The organism is Streptomyces sp. NPDC053493 (assembly GCF_044544825.1).
Classification (GTDB): domain Bacteria; phylum Actinomycetota; class Actinomycetes; order Streptomycetales; family Streptomycetaceae; genus Streptomyces.
Genome location: NZ_JBITXS010000013.1, coordinates 37326 through 55062, shown reverse-complemented (window position 1 = coordinate 55062; position 17737 = coordinate 37326). Strand labels below are relative to the sequence as shown.

At 70.9% G+C, this 17737-nt stretch carries 15 protein-coding genes, 1 tRNA gene and 1 riboswitch; of the genes, 12 read left to right on the top strand and 4 right to left on the bottom strand.

The genetic code is table 11. The annotated features are described in order from the left end of the window. Window positions 1-97: 97 nt before the first annotated feature. The 9 genes from ACIGO8_RS29430 (at window position 98) to ACIGO8_RS29390 (ending at window position 10585) form a co-directional block, all read left to right on the top strand. Window positions 98-1114: a transglycosylase family protein gene (locus tag ACIGO8_RS29430; RefSeq protein ID WP_399736963.1), complete on the top strand. Its 1017-nt coding sequence runs from the start codon at window positions 98-100 to the stop codon at window positions 1112-1114. Between the two features lie 269 nt (window positions 1115-1383). Then, a riboswitch (cyclic di-AMP (ydaO/yuaA leader) is annotated at window positions 1384-1557 on the top strand. A gap of 3 nt (window positions 1558-1560) precedes the next feature. Then, window positions 1561-2262: a transglycosylase family protein gene (locus ACIGO8_RS29425; RefSeq protein ID WP_399736961.1), complete on the top strand. Its 702-nt coding sequence runs from the start codon at window positions 1561-1563 to the stop codon at window positions 2260-2262. Between the two features lie 274 nt (window positions 2263-2536). Beyond that, entirely contained in the window at window positions 2537-3817 is a 1281-nt protein-coding gene (eno, locus tag ACIGO8_RS29420; RefSeq protein WP_399736958.1) for a phosphopyruvate hydratase, read from the top strand. 122 nt (window positions 3818-3939) lie between these two features. Next, window positions 3940-4410, top strand: coding sequence for a septum formation initiator family protein (locus tag ACIGO8_RS29415; RefSeq protein WP_399736956.1), 471 nt, complete (start codon window positions 3940-3942; stop codon window positions 4408-4410). Window positions 4411-4460: 50 nt separating this feature from the next. Beyond that, complete coding sequence (locus ACIGO8_RS29410; protein WP_399736955.1) at window positions 4461-5000, top strand: DUF501 domain-containing protein; 540 nt, start codon at window positions 4461-4463, stop codon at window positions 4998-5000. After that, window positions 4997-5911, top strand: coding sequence for an exopolyphosphatase (locus ACIGO8_RS29405; protein WP_399736953.1), 915 nt, complete (start codon window positions 4997-4999; stop codon window positions 5909-5911). The genes ACIGO8_RS29410 and ACIGO8_RS29405 overlap by 4 nt, the downstream gene beginning before the upstream one ends. Window positions 5912-6291: 380 nt before the next feature. Further along, window positions 6292-7677 carry an NAD(P)/FAD-dependent oxidoreductase gene (locus tag ACIGO8_RS29400; RefSeq protein ID WP_399736951.1) on the top strand — a complete coding sequence of 462 codons (1386 nt, stop codon included), beginning with the start codon at window positions 6292-6294 and terminating at the stop codon, window positions 7675-7677. A 229-nt stretch (window positions 7678-7906) separates the two neighbouring features. After that, entirely contained in the window at window positions 7907-9262 is a 1356-nt protein-coding gene (locus ACIGO8_RS29395; protein WP_399736949.1) for a class I SAM-dependent methyltransferase, read from the top strand. A 117-nt stretch (window positions 9263-9379) separates the two neighbouring features. Then, complete coding sequence (locus ACIGO8_RS29390) at window positions 9380-10585, top strand: phospholipase D-like domain-containing protein (protein ID WP_399736947.1); 1206 nt, start codon at window positions 9380-9382, stop codon at window positions 10583-10585. An 82-nt stretch (window positions 10586-10667) separates the two neighbouring features. Here the strand turns inward: ACIGO8_RS29390 and ACIGO8_RS29385 are convergent, their stop codons facing one another. Both ACIGO8_RS29385 and ACIGO8_RS29380 read right to left on the bottom strand, forming a co-directional pair. After that, window positions 10668-13196, bottom strand: coding sequence for an ABC transporter permease (locus ACIGO8_RS29385; RefSeq protein ID WP_399736945.1), 2529 nt, complete (start codon window positions 13194-13196; stop codon window positions 10668-10670). Between the two features lie 65 nt (window positions 13197-13261). Continuing rightward, window positions 13262-14032 carry an ABC transporter ATP-binding protein gene (locus ACIGO8_RS29380; protein WP_399736943.1) on the bottom strand — a complete coding sequence of 257 codons (771 nt, stop codon included), beginning with the start codon at window positions 14030-14032 and terminating at the stop codon, window positions 13262-13264. Between the two features lie 434 nt (window positions 14033-14466). On the opposite strand from ACIGO8_RS29380, the gene ACIGO8_RS29375 reads away from it, so the two are divergent. Together ACIGO8_RS29375 and ACIGO8_RS29370 are read left to right on the top strand one after the other, a co-directional pair. Next, window positions 14467-14547 (top strand) — tRNA-Leu (locus ACIGO8_RS29375). A 118-nt stretch (window positions 14548-14665) separates the two neighbouring features. Then, complete coding sequence (locus tag ACIGO8_RS29370) at window positions 14666-15568, top strand: Bax inhibitor-1/YccA family protein (RefSeq protein WP_399736941.1); 903 nt, start codon at window positions 14666-14668, stop codon at window positions 15566-15568. 63 nt (window positions 15569-15631) lie between these two features. Here the strand turns inward: ACIGO8_RS29370 and ACIGO8_RS29365 are convergent, their stop codons facing one another. Further along, entirely contained in the window at window positions 15632-15862 is a 231-nt protein-coding gene (locus tag ACIGO8_RS29365; RefSeq protein ID WP_399736939.1) for a DUF4287 domain-containing protein, read from the bottom strand. A 100-nt stretch (window positions 15863-15962) separates the two neighbouring features. Here ACIGO8_RS29365 and ACIGO8_RS29360 point away from each other — a divergent pair, with 100 nt between their 5' ends. Beyond that, the gene (locus tag ACIGO8_RS29360; protein ID WP_399736937.1) at window positions 15963-16295 is read left to right on the top strand and encodes a hypothetical protein; all 333 of its coding nucleotides are present in this window, start codon (window positions 15963-15965) and stop codon (window positions 16293-16295) included. A gap of 81 nt (window positions 16296-16376) precedes the next feature. Here the strand turns inward: ACIGO8_RS29360 and ACIGO8_RS29355 are convergent, their stop codons facing one another. Next, on the bottom strand, window positions 16377-17315 hold the full coding sequence (locus ACIGO8_RS29355) for a hypothetical protein (RefSeq protein ID WP_399736935.1): 939 nt from the start codon (window positions 17313-17315) through the stop codon (window positions 16377-16379). Window positions 17316-17737: the final 422 nt, after the last annotated feature.

The following is a 17737-nucleotide window of genomic DNA, read 5'->3' as shown; positions in this document are numbered from 1 at the left end:
GATCTTCGCGTGATCTCTGCTGCATCGACTTGTGACGCGCGTTCGAATGCCGCTACGTTCACCCGCAGTCTCAGCAGTCACGCGAAAGGCACTCCGCATGCGCTCCGGGAACGGACGTCACCGCAGACCCCGCCAGGCCCCCGCACTCGTCGTCGCGGCGGGGGTCACCGGCTCGGCCATGGCGCTGCCGCTGCTCGCCACCGGGTCGGCCTCCGCAGCAGACGCGGCGACATGGGACCGGGTCGCCGAGTGCGAGTCGGGCGGCGCCTGGAGCGCCAACTTCGGCAACGGCCTCTACGGCGGCCTGCAGTTCACCCAGGAGGGCTGGGAGCGCCACGGCGGCCTCGCCTACGCCCCGAGCGCGGACCTCGCCAGCCGCGCCCAGCAGATCGCCGTCGCCGAGAAGGCCTTCGCCGCCGGCGACACCCAGTGGGCCACCTGCGCCCCGATCGCCGGCCTGAAGAAGGACGGCAAGGCGCCGGGCGTCGACCCGGGCCCGGGCGCCGCGCCCAAGGAGTCCACGGGACCGCTTCCGGAGTCGAACCGCACCGACGGCCTGCCGGCCGGATCCGGTGCGACCTCCGCGGCGCCCTCGGCGCCGGTGACCACGCCGGCCACGCCCGCGACCCCGGCCACCCCGTCCGCGCCGGGCACGGCGCCCTCGGCCGGATCCACCGTCACGCCCGGCCAGGCGACGACCGCGCCCCAGGCGCCCACGAGCCCCACCTCTCCCGCCGCGCCCGGTACGCCCGTCACGCCGGACGCATCCGTTACGCCCGGTGCGCCGGAGTCGACGACGCCCGGCACCGGCAAGCACCGGGGTGACGCCGCGACAGAAGAACCGGGCGCAACGGACACCACGCCCGAATCGGGACGTCACGCCGCTCCGACCGACGGCGCGCCGGCCGGAAATACGGGCACCTCGGACAAGGCGGACGAATACACCGTCAAGCCGGGTGACAGTCTTTCGGGCATTGCGGAGGAGAACGGCCTGCTCGGCGGCTGGACCGCCCTCTACGACCACAACAAGAAGACGGTCGGCACCGATCCCGACCTCATCCTCCCTGGTCAGAGCCTGGAACTGAACCTCGGGACGGCCGGGTCCGACGCCTAGTCAGGACGGCGAACCGGCCCTGAATGTCCGTTCTGTGCAAGTGAGACATGGGTCTCTCTTCCCGAACTGGCGTGTCACGTCCGCAAAGTTTGTCCGAATCGCCCCTCACCTGCGCAAACACACCCTGACGGGGCGCAAGTAGGGGCGATTTTTCCGGGTTGATGGTCTTTGAACTTCCCCCGGGTCTGTGTCTACGGTCAGGACCGCTCGCCACCGCGGGCCCCGTCGACCGGTCCGCCGAATCCTGCCGCCGACCGACGGGAACAGTCGTCGCGCAAGCGCCGAAGGCAGGAGCGGGGGACCCAAGGTAAGCGCCGGCCCCGGCCGTTGAGACAGACGGCCGACGATCGGCTTGGGGTGAAGCCGCGTGCTAGGTCACGCGGCCGGGCAACTCACAGGCCCGAACCCGACAGCTCACCTCGTAGGCGTCGGTGAGGAGAACCTCCATGCTGCTTTCCGGCAAGGGCAAACACCGTCGTTCCTCCAAGGCCGCCCGCGCCCTCGCGCTGGCCGGTGCCGCCGGCGTCGCCGTCGCGGCCCCGCTGATGGCCGCCGGCACCGCCTCGGCCGCCACCAGCGCCGAGTGGGACGCCGTCGCCCAGTGCGAGTCCGGCGGCAACTGGTCCATCAACACGGGCAACGGCTACTACGGCGGCCTGCAGTTCTCGGCCTCCACCTGGGCCGCGTACGGCGGCACCGCCTACGCCCCGACCGCCGACCAGGCCTCCAAGTCCCAGCAGATCGCGGTCGCCGAGAAGGTCCTCGCGAGCCAGGGCAAGGGTGCCTGGCCGAGCTGCGGCGTGGGCCTGTCCGGCGCCTCCTACGACGGTGGCTCCGCCACGGCCGCCGCCCCCAAGCCGGCCGCCCCGAAGACCACCCCGAAGCGCTCCACCGAGCAGCCGACCACCCGCAGCGAGAAGCGCACCGCTCCCAAGAGCGCCGCCTCGAAGCAGACTGTCACCACCCCGACCGGCAAGAAGGTCAAGAAGGGCGACGGCGAGTACAAGGTCGTCTCCGGCGACACCCTCAGCAAGATCGCCCAGGCGCACGGCGTCAAGGGCGGCTGGCAGAAGCTCTTCGAGCTCAACAAGGACATCGTCCAGGACGCCGACCTCATCTACCCGGGTCAGCAGCTCCACCTGAAGTAGTACCGCCCGCCGGCGCCGGCCGGCGGCAGACCCCGCGGTGAGTGGAAGGAACCGGTCCGGAGCAGCTGCTCCGGACCGGTTTCTTACGACCGGAATCTACTGATTGGTAACCGGGTCTTTCGTCCCGAGATGCATGCCCTCGGGTCCTTTTTCGTCCCAGCGGGCGGGCGCCCGGCCGGTCGGAGCCCCCGGGCCGGTTAGGCTCTTGTCGCAAGGCGAACGAGACCTTGCCGCATGCGTCACAACCAGCGTCACATCCCAGAAGGAGATGCTCGTGCCGTCCATCGACGTCGTCGTAGCCCGGGAAATCCTGGACTCCCGAGGCAACCCCACGGTCGAGGTCGAGGTCGGCCTCGACGACGGCAGCACCGGCCGTGCTGCCGTCCCGTCCGGTGCCTCCACCGGTGCGTTCGAGGCCCTCGAGCTTCGCGACGGTGACCCCAACCGTTACCAGGGCAAGGGCGTGGAGAAGGCCGTTCTCGCCGTCATCGAGCAGATCGGCCCGGAGCTCGTCGGCTACGACGCCACCGAGCAGCGCTTGATCGACCAGGCGATGTTCGACCTGGACGCCACCCCGGACAAGTCCTCGCTCGGCGCCAACGCCATCCTCGGCGTCTCCCTCGCCGTCGCGCACGCCGCCTCCGAGGCCAGCGACCTCCCGCTCTTCCGCTACCTGGGCGGCCCGAACGCGCACCTGCTGCCCGTTCCGATGATGAACATCCTCAACGGCGGCTCGCACGCCGACTCCAACGTGGACATCCAGGAGTTCATGATCGCGCCGATCGGCGCGGAGTCCTTCTCCGAGGCCCTGCGCTGGGGCACCGAGGTCTACCACACCCTCAAGAAGGTCCTGAAGGACAAGGGCCTGTCCACCGGCCTCGGCGACGAGGGCGGCTTCGCCCCGAACCTCGGCTCCAACCGCGAGGCCCTCGACCTCATCCTCGAGGCGATCAAGCAGGCCGGCTACGTGCCCGGCAAGGACATCGCGCTCGCGCTCGACGTCGCCGCCTCCGAGTTCTACAAGGACGGCTCCTACGAGTTCGAGGGCAAGTCCCGCTCGGCCGCCGAGATGACCGAGTACTACGAGGAGCTCGTCTCCGCGTACCCGCTGGTCTCCATCGAGGACCCGCTGTTCGAGGACGACTGGGCCGGCTGGAAGGTCATCACCGACAAGCTCGGCACCAAGGTGCAGCTCGTCGGCGACGACCTGTTCGTCACCAACCCCGAGCGCCTCGCCCGCGGCATCGAGGAGGGCACCGCGAACGCCCTCCTGGTCAAGGTCAACCAGATCGGCTCGCTGACCGAGACCCTGGACGCCGTCGAGCTCGCCCAGCGCAACGGCTTCAAGTGCATGATGTCCCACCGCTCCGGCGAGACCGAGGACGTCACCATCGCCGACCTCGCCGTCGCCACCAACTGCGGCCAGATCAAGACCGGCGCCCCGGCCCGCTCCGAGCGCGTCGCCAAGTACAACCAGCTCCTGCGCATCGAGGAGATCCTCGACGACGCCGCGGTCTACGCCGGCCGCAGCGCCTTCCCGCGCTTCAAGGGCTGATCCGATCACCGGGCTGACACAGCTCTGATCCGTACGTCCCCGCACTCGGTCCCGTACCGTGTGCGGGGACGTACGTGTGAACAGGGCCGACAGCGCGAGGCCACGAAGGGGAGGCGGACGACATGGCCGTGAAGGACCGGGACCGGTTCTCCACCGCGACCCGGATCAGGCTGCTCGGCGAGCAGACCGCCGCCCGTGTCTACCGCTCCCAGACCCGCCGCCAGGCCCGCCGCTCCCGGCTCACCGGCCGCGCGGCCTTCCTGGCCCTGGTCGTCTGCTCGCTCGTGGTGGCGCTCGCCTATCCCATGCGGCAGTACGTCTCCCAGCAGGGCGAGATCGCCGACCAGGAGCGCAAGGCCGCCGAGGCCGCCCGCCGGGTCGAGGAGCTGCGGGACGAGAAGGCCCGCCTCCGGGACCCGGCCTATGTGCGCCGGCTGGCCCGCGAGCACCTGCACTACGTGATGCCCGGCGAGACCGGCTTCACCGTGAACGACCCCGACGCGGAGCAGCGGCCCCGCACCGACCAGGGCGCGACGGACCGCCCCTGGTACGACAACCTGTGGGACGGCGTGGACCGAGCCGACCGCCCGTGACGCCCCGCCCCACCCGCACACCGAGACTCCGAGACCCGAGCAAGGCAGACATGGACACGCCCCCTCCGCAGACCGAACGCACCGAGCCCACCGACGCGGACGTCGCCGCGTTCCAGGCCCAGCTCGGCCGCCCGCCCCGCGGCCTGCGCGCCATCGCGCACCGCTGCCCGTGCGGCAACCCGGACGTCGTCGAGACCGCGCCGCGGCTGCCCGACGGCACGCCGTTCCCGACCACGTACTACCTGACCTGCCCGCGCGCCGCCTCCGCCATCGGCACCCTGGAGGCCAACGGCGTGATGAAGGAGATGCAGGCCCGGCTCGGCACCGACCCGGAACTCGCCGCCGCCTACCGCGCCGCGCACGAGGACTACATCGCCCGCCGGGACGCCATCGAGGTCCTGGAGGGCTTCCCGAGCGCCGGCGGCATGCCGGACCGGGTCAAGTGCCTGCACGTGCTCGTCGGCCACTCGCTGGCCGCCGGCCCGGGCGTGAACCCGCTGGGCGACGAGGCGATCGCGATGCTGCCGGAGTGGTGGGCGAAGGGCCCGTGCGTCACGCCCTGCGCCGACCAGGACGAGGAGCAGAAGTGACCCGGGTCGCCGGAATCGACTGCGGTACGAACTCCATCCGCCTCCTCGTCGCCGACGTCCACCCCGACACCGGCGAACTGATCGAGCTGGACCGGCGGATGACGATCGTCCGGCTCGGCCAGGGCGTCGACAAGACCGGCCGGCTCGCGCCCGAGGCGCTGGAGCGGACCTTCGCCGCCTGCCGCGACTACGCGGCGGTGATCGAGGAGCTGGGCGCCGAGCGCGTGCGCTTCGTCGCCACCTCCGCCTCGCGCGACGCCGAGAACCGGGCCGACTTCGTGAACGGCGTCGTGGAGATCCTGGGCGTCGAGCCCGAGGTCATCACCGGCGACCAGGAGGCCGAGTTCTCCTTCACCGGCGCCACCGGCGAGCTGCACGGCGACGACCGGCGCCTGGTCGTGGACATCGGCGGCGGCTCGACCGAGTTCGTGGTCGGCAACAAGCACGTCGAGGTCGCCCGCAGCGTCGACATCGGCTGCGTACGCCTGACGGAGCGGCACGTCCGGCACGACCCGCCGTCCGCCGAGGAGATCGCCGCGATCCGCGCCGACGTGCGGGCCGCGATGGACCTGGCCGCCGAGACCGTCCCGCTCGCGGACGCCGAGACGCTGGTCGGCCTGGCCGGCTCGGTCACCACGGTCGCCGCGATCGCGCTGGGCCTGGAGGAGTACGACTCCACGAAGATCCACCACGCCCGGATCTCCCGCGCCCAGGTCGACGAGGTGCTCGCCCGGCTGCTCGCCTCGACCCACGACGAGCGGGCCGCGATCGCCGTCATCCACCCCGGCCGGGTCGACGTGATCATCGCCGGAGCGCTGGTCCTCGCCGAGATCATGGAGCGCACCGGGGCCGCCGAGGTCGTGGTCAGCGAGCACGACATCCTCGATGGGATCGCCCTATCCGTGGCATAGCGGACAGCTATGGAGGGCTCCGGAACGGCCCCGGCGACGGCCTGTCGGGAAAGTTCGTGAAGTTCTTCACAAGAGAAAGGGCCCTGAGGGCGTCCGAGGGAGGTCTTGGGGCCCTCCAAGGGCCTCCTCAGGGCCCTTTCGCAGGTGTGGAGGCCACTTCGCTCGATGTTTCCATCGTGTGAACGCTCCCCTTGGTACGGCGTTAAGGAAGGCTCTCCGGGCCAGTTCACAGGGGGTGAACAACGTCCGCCCCGGCACCGTGGTTCCTTTGCTCGACCATGACATGGGTCACGTGGGCGGCGGAGTGTAGCAGAGGTGCCTCGCATCCTTGTGAAGGGGCGCACGAGCACCCCCCCTTGGAGGGGTGGATACTCGATGGCATGAGCACCACGGAGCGTCCCAGGATCCTCGTAGTAGGCGGCGGGTACGTAGGCCTGTACGCAGCTCGGCGCATCCTCAAGAAGATGCGCTACGCGGAGGCGACCGTCACGGTCGTCGACCCGCGGTCGTACATGACCTACCAGCCCTTCCTCCCCGAAGCCGCCGCCGGCAGCATCTCGCCGCGCCACGTCGTCGTCCCGCTGCGACGCGTCGTGCGCGGAGCCGAGGTGCTCACCGGCCGGGTCACCACCATCGACCAGGACCGCAAGGTCGCCACGATCGCGCCGCTCGTCGGCGAGGCGTACGAGCTGCCGTTCGACTACCTGGTCATCGCGATGGGTGCCGTCTCCCGCACCTTCCCGATCCCCGGCCTCGCCGAGCAGGGCATCGGCATGAAGGGCATCGAGGAGGCCATCGGCCTGCGCAACCACGTCCTCGAGCAGCTCGACAAGGCCGACTCGACGACCGACGAGGAGGTCCGCCGCAAGGCGCTGACCTTCGTCTTCGTGGGCGGCGGCTTCGCCGGCGCGGAGACCATCGGCGAGGTCGAGGACATGGCCCGCGACGCGGCGAAGTACTACCAGAACGTGAACCGCGAGGACATGCGGTTCATCCTGGTCGACGCCGCCGACAAGATCCTTCCCGAGGTGGGCCCGAAGCTCGGCCTCTACGGCAAGGAGCACCTCGAGGGCCGCGGCATCGAGATCTACCTCGAGACCTCGATGGACTCCTGCGTCGACGGCCACGTCGTGCTGAAGAACGGCCTCGAGGTCGACTCCAACACGATCGTGTGGACCGCCGGTGTGAAGCCGAACCCGGCGCTCGCCCGCTTCGGTCTGCCGCTCGGCCCCCGCGGCCACGTGGACTGCAACGAGAAGCTCCAGGTCAACGGCCTCGACTACGTGTGGGCCGCGGGCGACAACGCCCAGGTCCCGGACCTGGCCGCGATCAAGGCCGGTGTCCCGCGCGAGCGCGCCTGGTGCCCGCCGAACGCCCAGCACGCCCTGCGCCAGGCCAAGGTCCTCGGCGACAACGTGGTGGCCGGCATGCGCGGCTTCCCGCAGAAGGAGTACGCGCACTCCAACAAGGGCGCGGTGGCGGGTCTCGGCCTGCACAAGGGCGTCGCCATGATCGTCATGGGCAAGATGAAGATCAAGCTCAAGGGCCGGCTCGCCTGGTACATGCACCGTGGCTACCACGGCATGGCCATGCCGACCTGGAACCGCAAGATCCGCGTCTTCGCCGACTGGACGCTCGGCATGTTCCTCAAGCGTGAGGTCGTCTCCCTGGGCGCCATGGAGACCCCGCGCGAGGAGTTCTACGAGGCGGCCAAGCCCGCCCCGGCGCCGGCCGCCCCGGCGCAGGAGAAGGCCAAGGCCTCCTGAGGCCCGCGCCCGACGCGTAGCACCACCGCAGTACCCGTAGGACCAGCAGGAACAGCAGGACCCGTAGTACACGCAAGGCCGTAAAAGGGCCGTCCGCCATCCGTGGTGCGGACGGCCCTTCGCGTGTTTTTCACAGCGTTTACGCGCGGGAGGGGATGGGTTCGTCTACGGACGGTGTTCTCCTGGTGACAGGCATTTCTGGGGCACGAGATCACGGAGGTGTTGCACCATGGCCGACGCCGCGTCGCGGCTGACCGCCCTTGCCGAGGACGTGCTGGGAGCCCGGCTTCCGGTGCGGCTGCGCGCCTGGGACGGCAGCGAAGCCGGCCCCGCCGACGGTCCCGTACTGATCGTCCGCGAGCGGCGCGCCCTGCGGCGGCTGCTGTGGAAGCCCGGTGAGCTCGGGCTCGCGCGGGCCTGGGTGGCCGGCGAGATCGACGTCGAGGGCGACCTCTACGAGGTCCTGGACCGGCTCGCCGGGCTGATCTGGGAGCGCGGCGAGGAGTCCCGGGGTGCCCTGGAGGCCGTGCGCGACCCGAAGGTGCGGGCCGCGGCGAAGGCGCTGCTGAAGCTGGCCGGTCCGCTGCCGCCGCCGAAGCCGCCGGTGGAGGAGATGCGCGGGCGCAGCGGCGCCCGGCACACCAGGCGCCGGGACAAGCAGGCGATCAGTCACCACTACGACGTGGGCAACGACTTCTACGAGCTGGTGCTCGGCCCGTCGATGGTCTACTCGTGCGCGTACTGGAGCGACGGCGGGACGCTGGAGGAGGCGCAGCACGACAAGCTGGACCTGATCGCGCGCAAGCTGCGTCTGCGGGAGGGTGACCGGCTGCTCGACGTGGGCTGCGGCTGGGGCTCGATGGCGATCCACGCGGCCCGGGAGTACGGCGCGCGGGTCGTCGGCATCACGCTCTCGCGCGAGCAGGCCGCGTTCGCCCGCAAGCGGATCGCCGAGGAGGGCCTGACCGACCGGATCGAGATCCGGGTCCAGGACTACCGGGACGTCGTCGACGGGCCGTACGACGCCATCTCGTCGATCGGCATGGCCGAGCACGTGGGCGCGGTGCGCTACCGGGAGTACGCGGACATCCTGTACCGGCTGCTCAAGCCGGGCGGGCGGCTGCTCAACCACCAGATCGCGCGGCGTCCGGAGGCGGACGAGGACGCCTACCGGGTGGACGAGTTCATCGACGCGTACGTCTTCCCGGACGGTGAACTCGCGCCGATGGGCCGGACCCTGACGACCCTTGAGGACGCGGGCTTCGAGGTGCGCGACGTGGAGGCGATCCGCGAGCACTACGCGCTGACGCTGCGCGAGTGGGTGGCGAATCTGGAGCGGGACTGGGACCGGGCGGTGCGGCTGACCTCGCCGGGCCGGGCCCGCATCTGGCGGCTGTACATGGCGGCCTCGGCGGTCTCCTTCGAGCGCAACAGGATCGGCGTGAACCAGTTCCTGGCGGTGAAGACGCCGGCGTCGGGTGTCTCGGGGCTGCCGCGCCGGTCGCGGGTGTGGAGCGAGCCCCAGGGGCCCGAGCGCGAGTCCCGGGAGCCCGAGCGCGAGTCCCGGGGGCCGGAGGGGCGCTGATACGTTCGGAGGCTCAGGCTCCGGGTGAGCGGGGTGCCGGTGACGACCGGCACCCCGTTTCCTTTGCCGTCCGGTTTGTCATGCCTATGTCGGTTCGCCCGATCCGAGGGGGAAACCTTGCTCCGTCCCGCCCGTCTGCTGTCCGCCCTGGCCGTCGCCGTCGGCCTGCTCGCGGTCCCGTCCCCGGCCGGCGCCGCCGACGCCGACGCCGCCGTGACCACCACCGCCACCTTCAACGACCCGTCGGGCGACGCCACCGCCCAGAACCGGGTCCGCGACCGCATCGTCGACCTCATCGGCAAGGCGCCCGCCGGCTCCACCGTCACCGCTGGCCTCTACACCTTCACCGACGACGCCGTCACCGACGCCCTCGGCGCCGCCAAGACCCGCGGCGTGAACATCCGGGTGATCGTCGACCACACCACCGTCACCATGACCGGCGGCGAGTACGACCACCTCGTCGCCCGCCTCGGCACCGACCGCACCCAGGGCTCCTGGGTCTTCGCCTGTCCCGCCGGCCGCGGCTGCATCGGCTCGCGCCAGATCCCCGGCGACACCGACGGCGCCATCAACCACAACAAGTTCTGGCTGTTCTCCGAGACCGGCGGCGCCAAGGACGTCGTCGTGCAGACCTCCGCCAACATGACCGGCGTCCAGCGCACCGACCTCTTCAACAACGCCGTCACCATCGTCGACACCGGCCTCTACGGCATCTACCAGGACTACTTCACCGACCTGCTCGCCCACGGCAGCTCGGGCAGCGGACTGTCCCACTACTACAAGACGCCGGCCAGCGGCCCGTACAAGGCGTACTTCTTCCCGCGCAAGGAGGCCACCGGCACCACGTACGACAGCGACGCCTCCACCGACACCGTCAAGCTGATCCTCGACAACGTCGGCTGCGCGGGCGGCACCCAGGTCCGGATGGCCGCCAACCTCTTCACCCGCGACGAGGTCGCGAGCAAGCTCGTCGCCCTGAAGAACGCCGGCTGCACCGTGATCCTCGCCCACGACGGCGCGCCCGGCTCGATGAGCGCGGGCGTCGAGTCGGTCGTCTCCGGCAAGCTCAGCCAGCGCGTCCAGTGCTACGAGGACCGCGGCACCGGCGTCGCCAAGGCGGGCCTGCACTCCAAGTACCTGCTGGTGGAAGGCACGTACGACGGCGTGGCCGGCCGGAAGTTGGTGTGGACCGGCAGCCACAACTACACCTACCCGGCGCTGCGGGCCAACGACGAGACCCTGCTCAAGATCGACAACGCCGCGCTGTACGACCAGTTCAAGGCCAACCACCAGTACCTGATGACCTACTGCGCGGGCAGCTGACCCGTAGCCGCGTGATCCGTGGGTACGCGCGAGGGCCGGGCTCCCCAGCAGGGAAGCCCGGCCCTTCGGCGTACGGACGGGACTACTCGGCCTTGATGGCGGCCAGCATGTTCAGCTTCGCCGCGCTGCGGGCCGGCCACAGCGAGGCCAGCACGCCGACCAGTCCGGCCAGGAGCAGGAAGACGCCGATCCGGGCCCACGGCAGCACCAGCTCGTAGTCCGGCAGGCTGCTGGCGATCGTCTCGCCGATCGCCCAGCCCAGGAAGGAACCGAGGGCGATGCCGACCACCGCGCCGAACAGCGAGATGACCACGGCCTCCAGACGCACCATCCGCTTCACCCGGCGCCGGTCGAGACCGATCGCCCGCAGCATGCCGATCTCCTGCTGCCGCTCGAAGACCGACATCGCCAGGGTGTTGACGACCCCGAGGACCGCGATGATCAGGGCCATCGCGAGCAGGCCGTACATGATGTTCAGCATCATGTTGATGACGCCGCCGAACGAGTCGCGGATGTCCTTCTGGTCCATCACCGTCATCGCCGGGTTGTCGCCGAGCGACTTCGTCACGGCCTTCTCGGCCGCGGCCGACGGACCGCCGTCCATCTTCACGAAGATCTGCGGGATGTACGGCTTGGGGTCGTGGGCGTTGAGGATCTTCGCGTCCAAGACCAGCGACGAGACGAACTCGCTGTCCTCGTACACCGCGCCGACCGTCAGCGTGCCCTTCTTCTTGTCGGAGAACTCCACCGGCAGCGTCGAGCCGACCTTCCAGCCCTGCTTGTCCGCCGTCTTCTCGGCGACCGCGACCCGGCCGTCCGCGAGCGAGCCGAGCGAACCGTCGGTCACCTTGAGGTTGAGCACCTTCTCCACGTCGCCCGGGGTGACGCCGGAGACCGACTTGAAGTCGTCCTTCACCTGAACCCAGCCGGCCTGCTGCGGCGAGACCGCGGTGGCGCCCGGCGTCTTGCGCACCGCGTCGAGCGCGGCCTGGTTCAGGCCGTCGCCGCTCGCCATGGTGATCATGTAGTCGGCCTTGATCTGGTCCGTCGTCATCCGGTCGACGGCCGAGCCGACCGTGGCGCCGAGCACCGACAGACCGGTGACCAGGGTGAGGCCGATGGCGAGCGCGGAGGCCGTGGCGCCGGTGCGGCGCGGGTTGCGGACCGCGTTCTGGCCGGCCAGCGCGCCGGCCACGCCGAAGGGCTTCAGGAACGGCCGGGCCAGCGCGATCACCGGCCGGGACAGCAGCGGGATCAGCACGATCACCCCGACGAGCGCGAGGAACGCGCCGCCGGCGATCAGCATCCGGCCCTCGTCGCCGCCCTTGCCCGCGCCGGCGACGATGCCGGCCAGGCCGAGCGCGGTCACGGCCGCGCCGATGCTGTTGCGCACGACCAGCGACTTGGTGGTGGCCACCGCGTGGACGCTGCTCATGGCGGCGACCGGCGGGATCTTCGCGGCGCGGCGGCCCGGCAGCCAGGCGGCCAGCATGGTGACCAGGATGCCGACGGCGAGCGCCGAGACCAGCGGGCTCGCGCCGATGACCAGGTCACCGGCCGGGACCTTCAGGCCGAAGGCGTCCATGGCGGACCGGAGGCCCGCGGCCAGACCGATGCCGAGGACGAAACCGATCACGGAGGCGACCAGGCCGACGAGACCGGCCTCGGCGAGCACGGAACGGGTGATCTGCTTGCGCGAGGCGCCCACGGCGCGCATCAGCGCGAGTTCCTTGGTGCGCTGGGCGACCAGCATGGTGAAGGTGTTGGCGATCAGGAAGACGCCGACGAAGAGCGCGATGCCGGCGAAGGCGAGCAGCATCGTGTTGAGGTTGCCGAGACCGCTCTCGATGTCCTTGGCCTGCTGGTCGGCGAGCGCCTGACCGGTCTGCGCGTCGGCCTTGTCGCCGACGATCGGCTTCACGGCGGCGAGGATCTTGTCGGCGTCCGCGCCGGGCGCGGCGCTGACGGTGATGTCGTAGAAGTAGCCGGGCCGCAGGTAGAGCTTCTGGGCCACGTCGGTGTCGAACAGCACGAGGCTGCCGCCGGCGTTCACGGCGCCGTCCTCGGTGGTGAAGACGCCGGACAGGGTGTACGTCTCGACCGGGCCGTTGGTGGCGACGCGGACGCGGTCGCCGACCTGGTAGCCGCCCTGGTCGGCGGTGTCCTGGTCGAGCGCGATCTCGCCGTCCTTCACCGGGCCGGCGCCCGAGGTGAAGGTGTACGCGGCGTCCTTGCCGTCCGCGCCCGGCGCGAAGTTGGTGCCCTTGTTGGACCAGCCGGCGCCGATCAGCTTGCCGTCCTTGTCCGGCACGCCGGCGAAGCCGTTGACCCGGCCGGTCGCGCCGGAGACGCCGTCCAGCCCGGCGATCTTCTGCCGGGTCTGCTCGGACAGGCCGGGCGTGGCGTTCGGGTCGGACTGGTCGGGAGCCGCGCTGATCGCGACGGCGACGTGGTCGTAGCTCTTCGCGGACTGGTTGCGGAAGGCGTGGGAGAGGGTGTCGGTGAAGACGAGGGTGCCGGACACGAAGGCCACGCCGAGCATGACGGCGAGCACGGTCATCAGCAGCCTGGCCTTGTGCGCGAGCACGTTGCGCAGGGCGGTACGGAACATGGGAGGTCCTGAACGGAAGGTGGGACGGAGAAGGGGACCGGGGCGGCGGGGCGGGGCCCCGGGCCTCAGCTCGTACGGCCCTTGGCGTCGAAGGCCTTCATGCGGTCGAGCACGCCGTCCGCCGTCGGGTGGAGCATCTCGTCGACGATCCGGCCGTCCGCCAGGAAGACGACCCGGTCCGCGTAGGACGCGGCGACCGGGTCGTGGGTCACCATCACCACGGTCTGGCCGAGCTCGCGCACCGAGTTGCGCAGGAAGCCGAGGACCTCGGCGCCGGAGCGCGAGTCCAGGTTTCCGGTCGGCTCGTCACCGAAGATGATCTCGGGCTTGGAGGCGAGCGCGCGGGCCACGGCCACCCGCTGCTGCTGGCCGCCGGAGAGCTGCGAGGGACGGTGGCTGAGCCGGCCGGACAGGCCGATCATGTCGATGACCTGCTGCACCCACTGCTTGTCGGGCCGGCGGCCGGCGATGTCCATCGGCAGGGTGATGTTCTCGAGCGCGGTCAGCGTCGGCAGCAGGTTGAACGCCTGGAAGATGAAGCCGATCTTGTCGCGGCGCAGCTGGGTCAGCTGCTTGTCCTTCAGCGAGCCGAGCTCGGTCTCGCCGATCCGCACCGAGCCGGAGCTGAAGGAGTCGAGACCGGCGACGCAGTGCATCAGCGTCGACTTGCCGGAGCCCGAGGGGCCCATGATCGCGGTGAACTCGCCCTGCCGGAAGTCCACGCTGACCCGGTCCAGGGCGACCACCTGGGTCTCGCCCTGTCCGTAGACCTTCGACAGGTCGGTGGCGCGGGCGGCCACCGCGGTGGCGCGGGGCACGGTGGGGGTGGTGGTCACGAGGGCGACTCCTGTCACTGCGGCTGTTCGGGAACCACTCCATCGTGTCGAGCGTTAAGGGCCCCGGCGTCCGCCCACGTGCCCGTTCCCGGGGCCGTCTCGAGTCGGACCGGGCCCGCCCGCCGTCATCCTGAGGTATGACGGCGACCCTGAGGCGACCGGGCCGCGCGGCCGTCCGCGTGGGCCGGCCGGGGCACGGCCCCGGGCGGTCCGGGAGAGGTGACGAAGTCGGGTCCGACTCTGCGGCGAGTTTTCGTCAATCCGGCGACCCGGCCGCTGCCCCCGCGAGCCCCGTCGCCCTTCGTCAGAGGCCACCCCACCTGCACTGACGCACCCTCATGTGTCAATAAAATAAGACAACATCGGGCCGCTGTTCCGCTGAACGGGCGACGTGCCCCGATAGGCTCCTCTGCGAACGCGGAGCCTCGCGACACGCCCGGATGGTGGAATGCAGACACGGCGAGCTTAAACCTCGCTGGCCTTTGGCCGTACCGGTTCGAATCCGGTTCCGGGCACTCCTCGACACGACCTCGACACGATCGTATAAAGATCCTCCCCCAGCACGAGGGAGTTCCTTTTGCCCTCCCATTACTCTTGACGCAAGGCCGCGCAGTGCGGCCATGGAGGAGTGAGATGAGGAGCAGCAACCCGGTCTTCTCGCGACGGGGGTTCAGCCGCGACAACGGCTACGCGGGCTTCAACGCGCAGCAGCCGCAGGCCGGGGGCCCCGCCGTCGGAACCAACCCCTACGCCACCGGCAACCCGTATGCCGAGGGTGCGGCGAACCCGTACGCGACCAACCCGTACGCGCCGCAGGACACGCAGTCGGGCGCCCCGCAGCAGGCCCGCGGCAATGTGATGACCATCGACGACGTGGTCAGCCGCACGGCGATGACCCTCGGCACCGTCGTGGTCACGGCAGTCCTGTCCTGGCTGCTGCTGCCGGTCGACCCGGCGAACCTGGGCAAGTCGTACGGCATCGGCATCGCGGCCGGCCTCGTGGCCTTCGTCCTGGTGCTGATCCAGTCCTTCAAGCGCAAGGCGTCGCCGGCCCTGGTGCTCGGCTACGCGGCGTTCGAGGGCGTCTTCCTCGGCGTGATCTCGTCGGCCGTCTCGACGTACATCGCCGACGGCGTCGTCGCCCAGGCCGTGCTCGGCACCATGGCGGTCTTCGCCGGCGTGCTGGTCGCGTACAAGATGCGCTGGATCCGCGTCAACCGCCGCTTCTACGGCTTCACGATCGCGGCCGCGATCGGCTTCGTGCTGCTGATGCTGGTGAACTCGCTGTTCGCGGTCTTCGGCGGCGGCGACGGCCTCGGCTTCCGCAGCGGCGGCCTCGGCATCATGTTCGGCATCGTCGGCATCATCATCGGCGCGTGCTTCCTCGCCCTCGACTTCAAGCAGGTCGAGGACGGCGTCACCTACGGCGCTCCGCGCGAGGAGGCCTGGCTGGCCGCCCTCGGCCTCACCACGACGCTGGTGTGGATCTACATGGAGTTCCTGCGTCTGCTGTCGATCCTCCAGGGCGACGACTGACGCTCCGGCAGGTGAAGGAAGGGCCCGTCCGGCGACCGCCGGGCGGGCCCTTCCGCGTCACCGTCAGAGCATGCGGCGGGCCGCCCGGCGGAGGTCGTACTCGTGGATGATGGCCTTGGCGTGGCCGTAGGCGAGGTCGTGCGCCCCGCGCAGCCAGCTGACCTTCTCCTCGAAGCGGATGAGGGAGGGGCCTTCCTCCACGGTCTTCAGCCAGTCGGAGATCTCACGACCGGTGCAATGGGGAATGCGGGCGAGCAGATTGCGGTGGGTCTCTTCGGAGAATGTGTGGGACATCGGCGCCTCCGGACGCGTTGTGCCGTGTGCTCCTTCACGCCACCGTGCCCGAGCGTCCGCCCGTTGGCAATGGTCCCCGGAGGGCGCGTAGGGTCGCGGCGTGCGCGATACGAGTGACCTGACCGCCGCCGCCGAGCGGTTCGCCGACCGGCTGCGGGCCGCCCCGCAGAGCCGCCTCCAGCGTGGTGCCGCCGCGGCCGGACTGGCGCTGGCCAGGGAGTTGGCCGTCCGCGCGCAGCGGCTGGAGTTCCCGGGACGGGAGCCGCGGATCATGCCGGACGCGGGGATGTTCGCGGTCGCGGACCAACTGGTCGTCGCCGCGACGGATCTGGCCGAAACATTGCGAACGGCCTCGGCGGCAGGTGCCCCTGAGAGGGACCTGGACGAGGCCGTGAGGCTGGTACGGGAGGCGGAGGCCCGCTCGGGCCTGTAGCGCCCGGAGGGCCTTGCAAGGCCTTGCGGAGCCGCCTCGTCGCGGCGGCGGGGCCGCCGGAGGAGTAGGGGCCTAGTGGCGTCAGAGGCTGGCGATCACGCGGTCGGCGAGGATGTAGACGTTGTCCTCGGCCGCCTCGCCGCACGAGAAGGTCAGGGCGTAGGCGCCGGAGACGCCCGAGCCGCCCAGCAGGACCGGCGTGTGACCGGCGCGCAGGGCCTCGGCGAGGCGCTCGGCGGTCTCGCGGTGGCCCGGCGTCATACAGAGCGTGGTGCCGTCGGCGAAGACGTACACGTCCAGCGTGCCCAGCGGGCCGGGACGGACGTCGGTCAGGGCCGTGCCGGTGTCGGCGAGCTCCTCCAGGCGGGCCACCGTGCGCTCGTGGTCGGTGACGACCGGGGTCTGCACCGGCACGAAGTCCGGGTGCGAGGGGTGGCGGCGGCGGGCCGCGGCCAGCTCGGGGGAGTCCTCGGGGTACTCGCCGGCGCCGGTGAGCTCGGGGAACTCCTCCAGCGCGTCGAAGGTGTCGAACGCGTCGAAGGCGTCGAGCGCCTCCCGGGGCTCGAAGGCCTCGCGGCCCTCGCGGGTCTCCCGCGCCTCGCGGCCGTCGAGCGCGGCGGCCTCCGCCTCCATGGCCTCCAGGGCCATCGCCTCGAGGCCCACGAAGTCGGCCTGACGCGGCACGTAGTACGGGCCGTCCTCGGTGGACGGGCCGGCCAGACCGCCGAGCAGCGACGGGGCGTCGGCGGCGTCCCTGGCCTCCTGCGCGGCCCAGAAGGCCCGCGCCTCGGCCAGCTCGCGCTCGCGCTCCTCGGCCAGCGCCTCGGCGACCGCGGCCCGTATCTCGGCGACGGGCGCCTGCCGGGCCGCCGGAACGGTCGGGCCGGCCGGCTTCGTGGCGAGCTCGTCACGCAGCGCGGTGATCTGCTTGCGGAGACCGTGGGCAGCGTGCAGGGCGGCGGCACCGACGGCCGTGGCAGCGGCCGTGGTCACCAGCAGGGCAAGAGACAGTGCGCTCACTGACGTACTCCCGATTCCGAGTCGATCCCCCGACTTCCTACATCAGCTTGCGGTCAGGGCGCGCCACCTGTCAGTGCATTACGTCACGAAATGGACAGGTATTTGTGCCGGGTGTTTAGTCCCGATGCTGCCGTGACCTGGGAAAACGGACCTCCCCCGGGATGTATGTCACATCCTGGGGGAGATTCGGTCACGGCTTGGACGCGGAGGGGTTAGCTCGTCAGCTCAGCTCAGCCGCTCGCCTCTTTTGGTCGCGCTGAGCTTCGCCTCCGCTGCGGGCAGGTGCCGCCCTCGTTCCTCGGGCGACCCCTACCCTCCGCTGCGACTCAGCTCAGCCGCTCGCCTCTTTTGGTCGCGCTGAGCTTCGCCTCCGCTGCGGGCAGGTGCCGCCCTCGTTCCTCGGGCGACCCCTACCCTCCGCG

Coding starts and splice junctions, on each gene's coding strand:
- ACIGO8_RS29430 (WP_399736963.1), top strand. CDS start 98: ATGCGCTCCGGGAACGGACGTCACCGCAGACCCCGCCAGGCCCCCGCA.
- ACIGO8_RS29425 (WP_399736961.1), top strand. CDS start 1,561: ATGCTGCTTTCCGGCAAGGGCAAACACCGTCGTTCCTCCAAGGCCGCC.
- ACIGO8_RS29415 (WP_399736956.1), top strand. CDS start 3,940: ATGGCCGTGAAGGACCGGGACCGGTTCTCCACCGCGACCCGGATCAGG.
- ACIGO8_RS29410 (WP_399736955.1), top strand. CDS start 4,461: ATGGACACGCCCCCTCCGCAGACCGAACGCACCGAGCCCACCGACGCG.
- ACIGO8_RS29400 (WP_399736951.1), top strand. CDS start 6,292: ATGAGCACCACGGAGCGTCCCAGGATCCTCGTAGTAGGCGGCGGGTAC.
- ACIGO8_RS29395 (WP_399736949.1), top strand. CDS start 7,907: ATGGCCGACGCCGCGTCGCGGCTGACCGCCCTTGCCGAGGACGTGCTG.
- ACIGO8_RS29385 (WP_399736945.1), bottom strand. CDS start 13,196: ATGTTCCGTACCGCCCTGCGCAACGTGCTCGCGCACAAGGCCAGGCTG.
- ACIGO8_RS29370 (WP_399736941.1), top strand. CDS start 14,666: ATGAGGAGCAGCAACCCGGTCTTCTCGCGACGGGGGTTCAGCCGCGAC.
- ACIGO8_RS29365 (WP_399736939.1), bottom strand. CDS start 15,862: ATGTCCCACACATTCTCCGAAGAGACCCACCGCAATCTGCTCGCCCGC.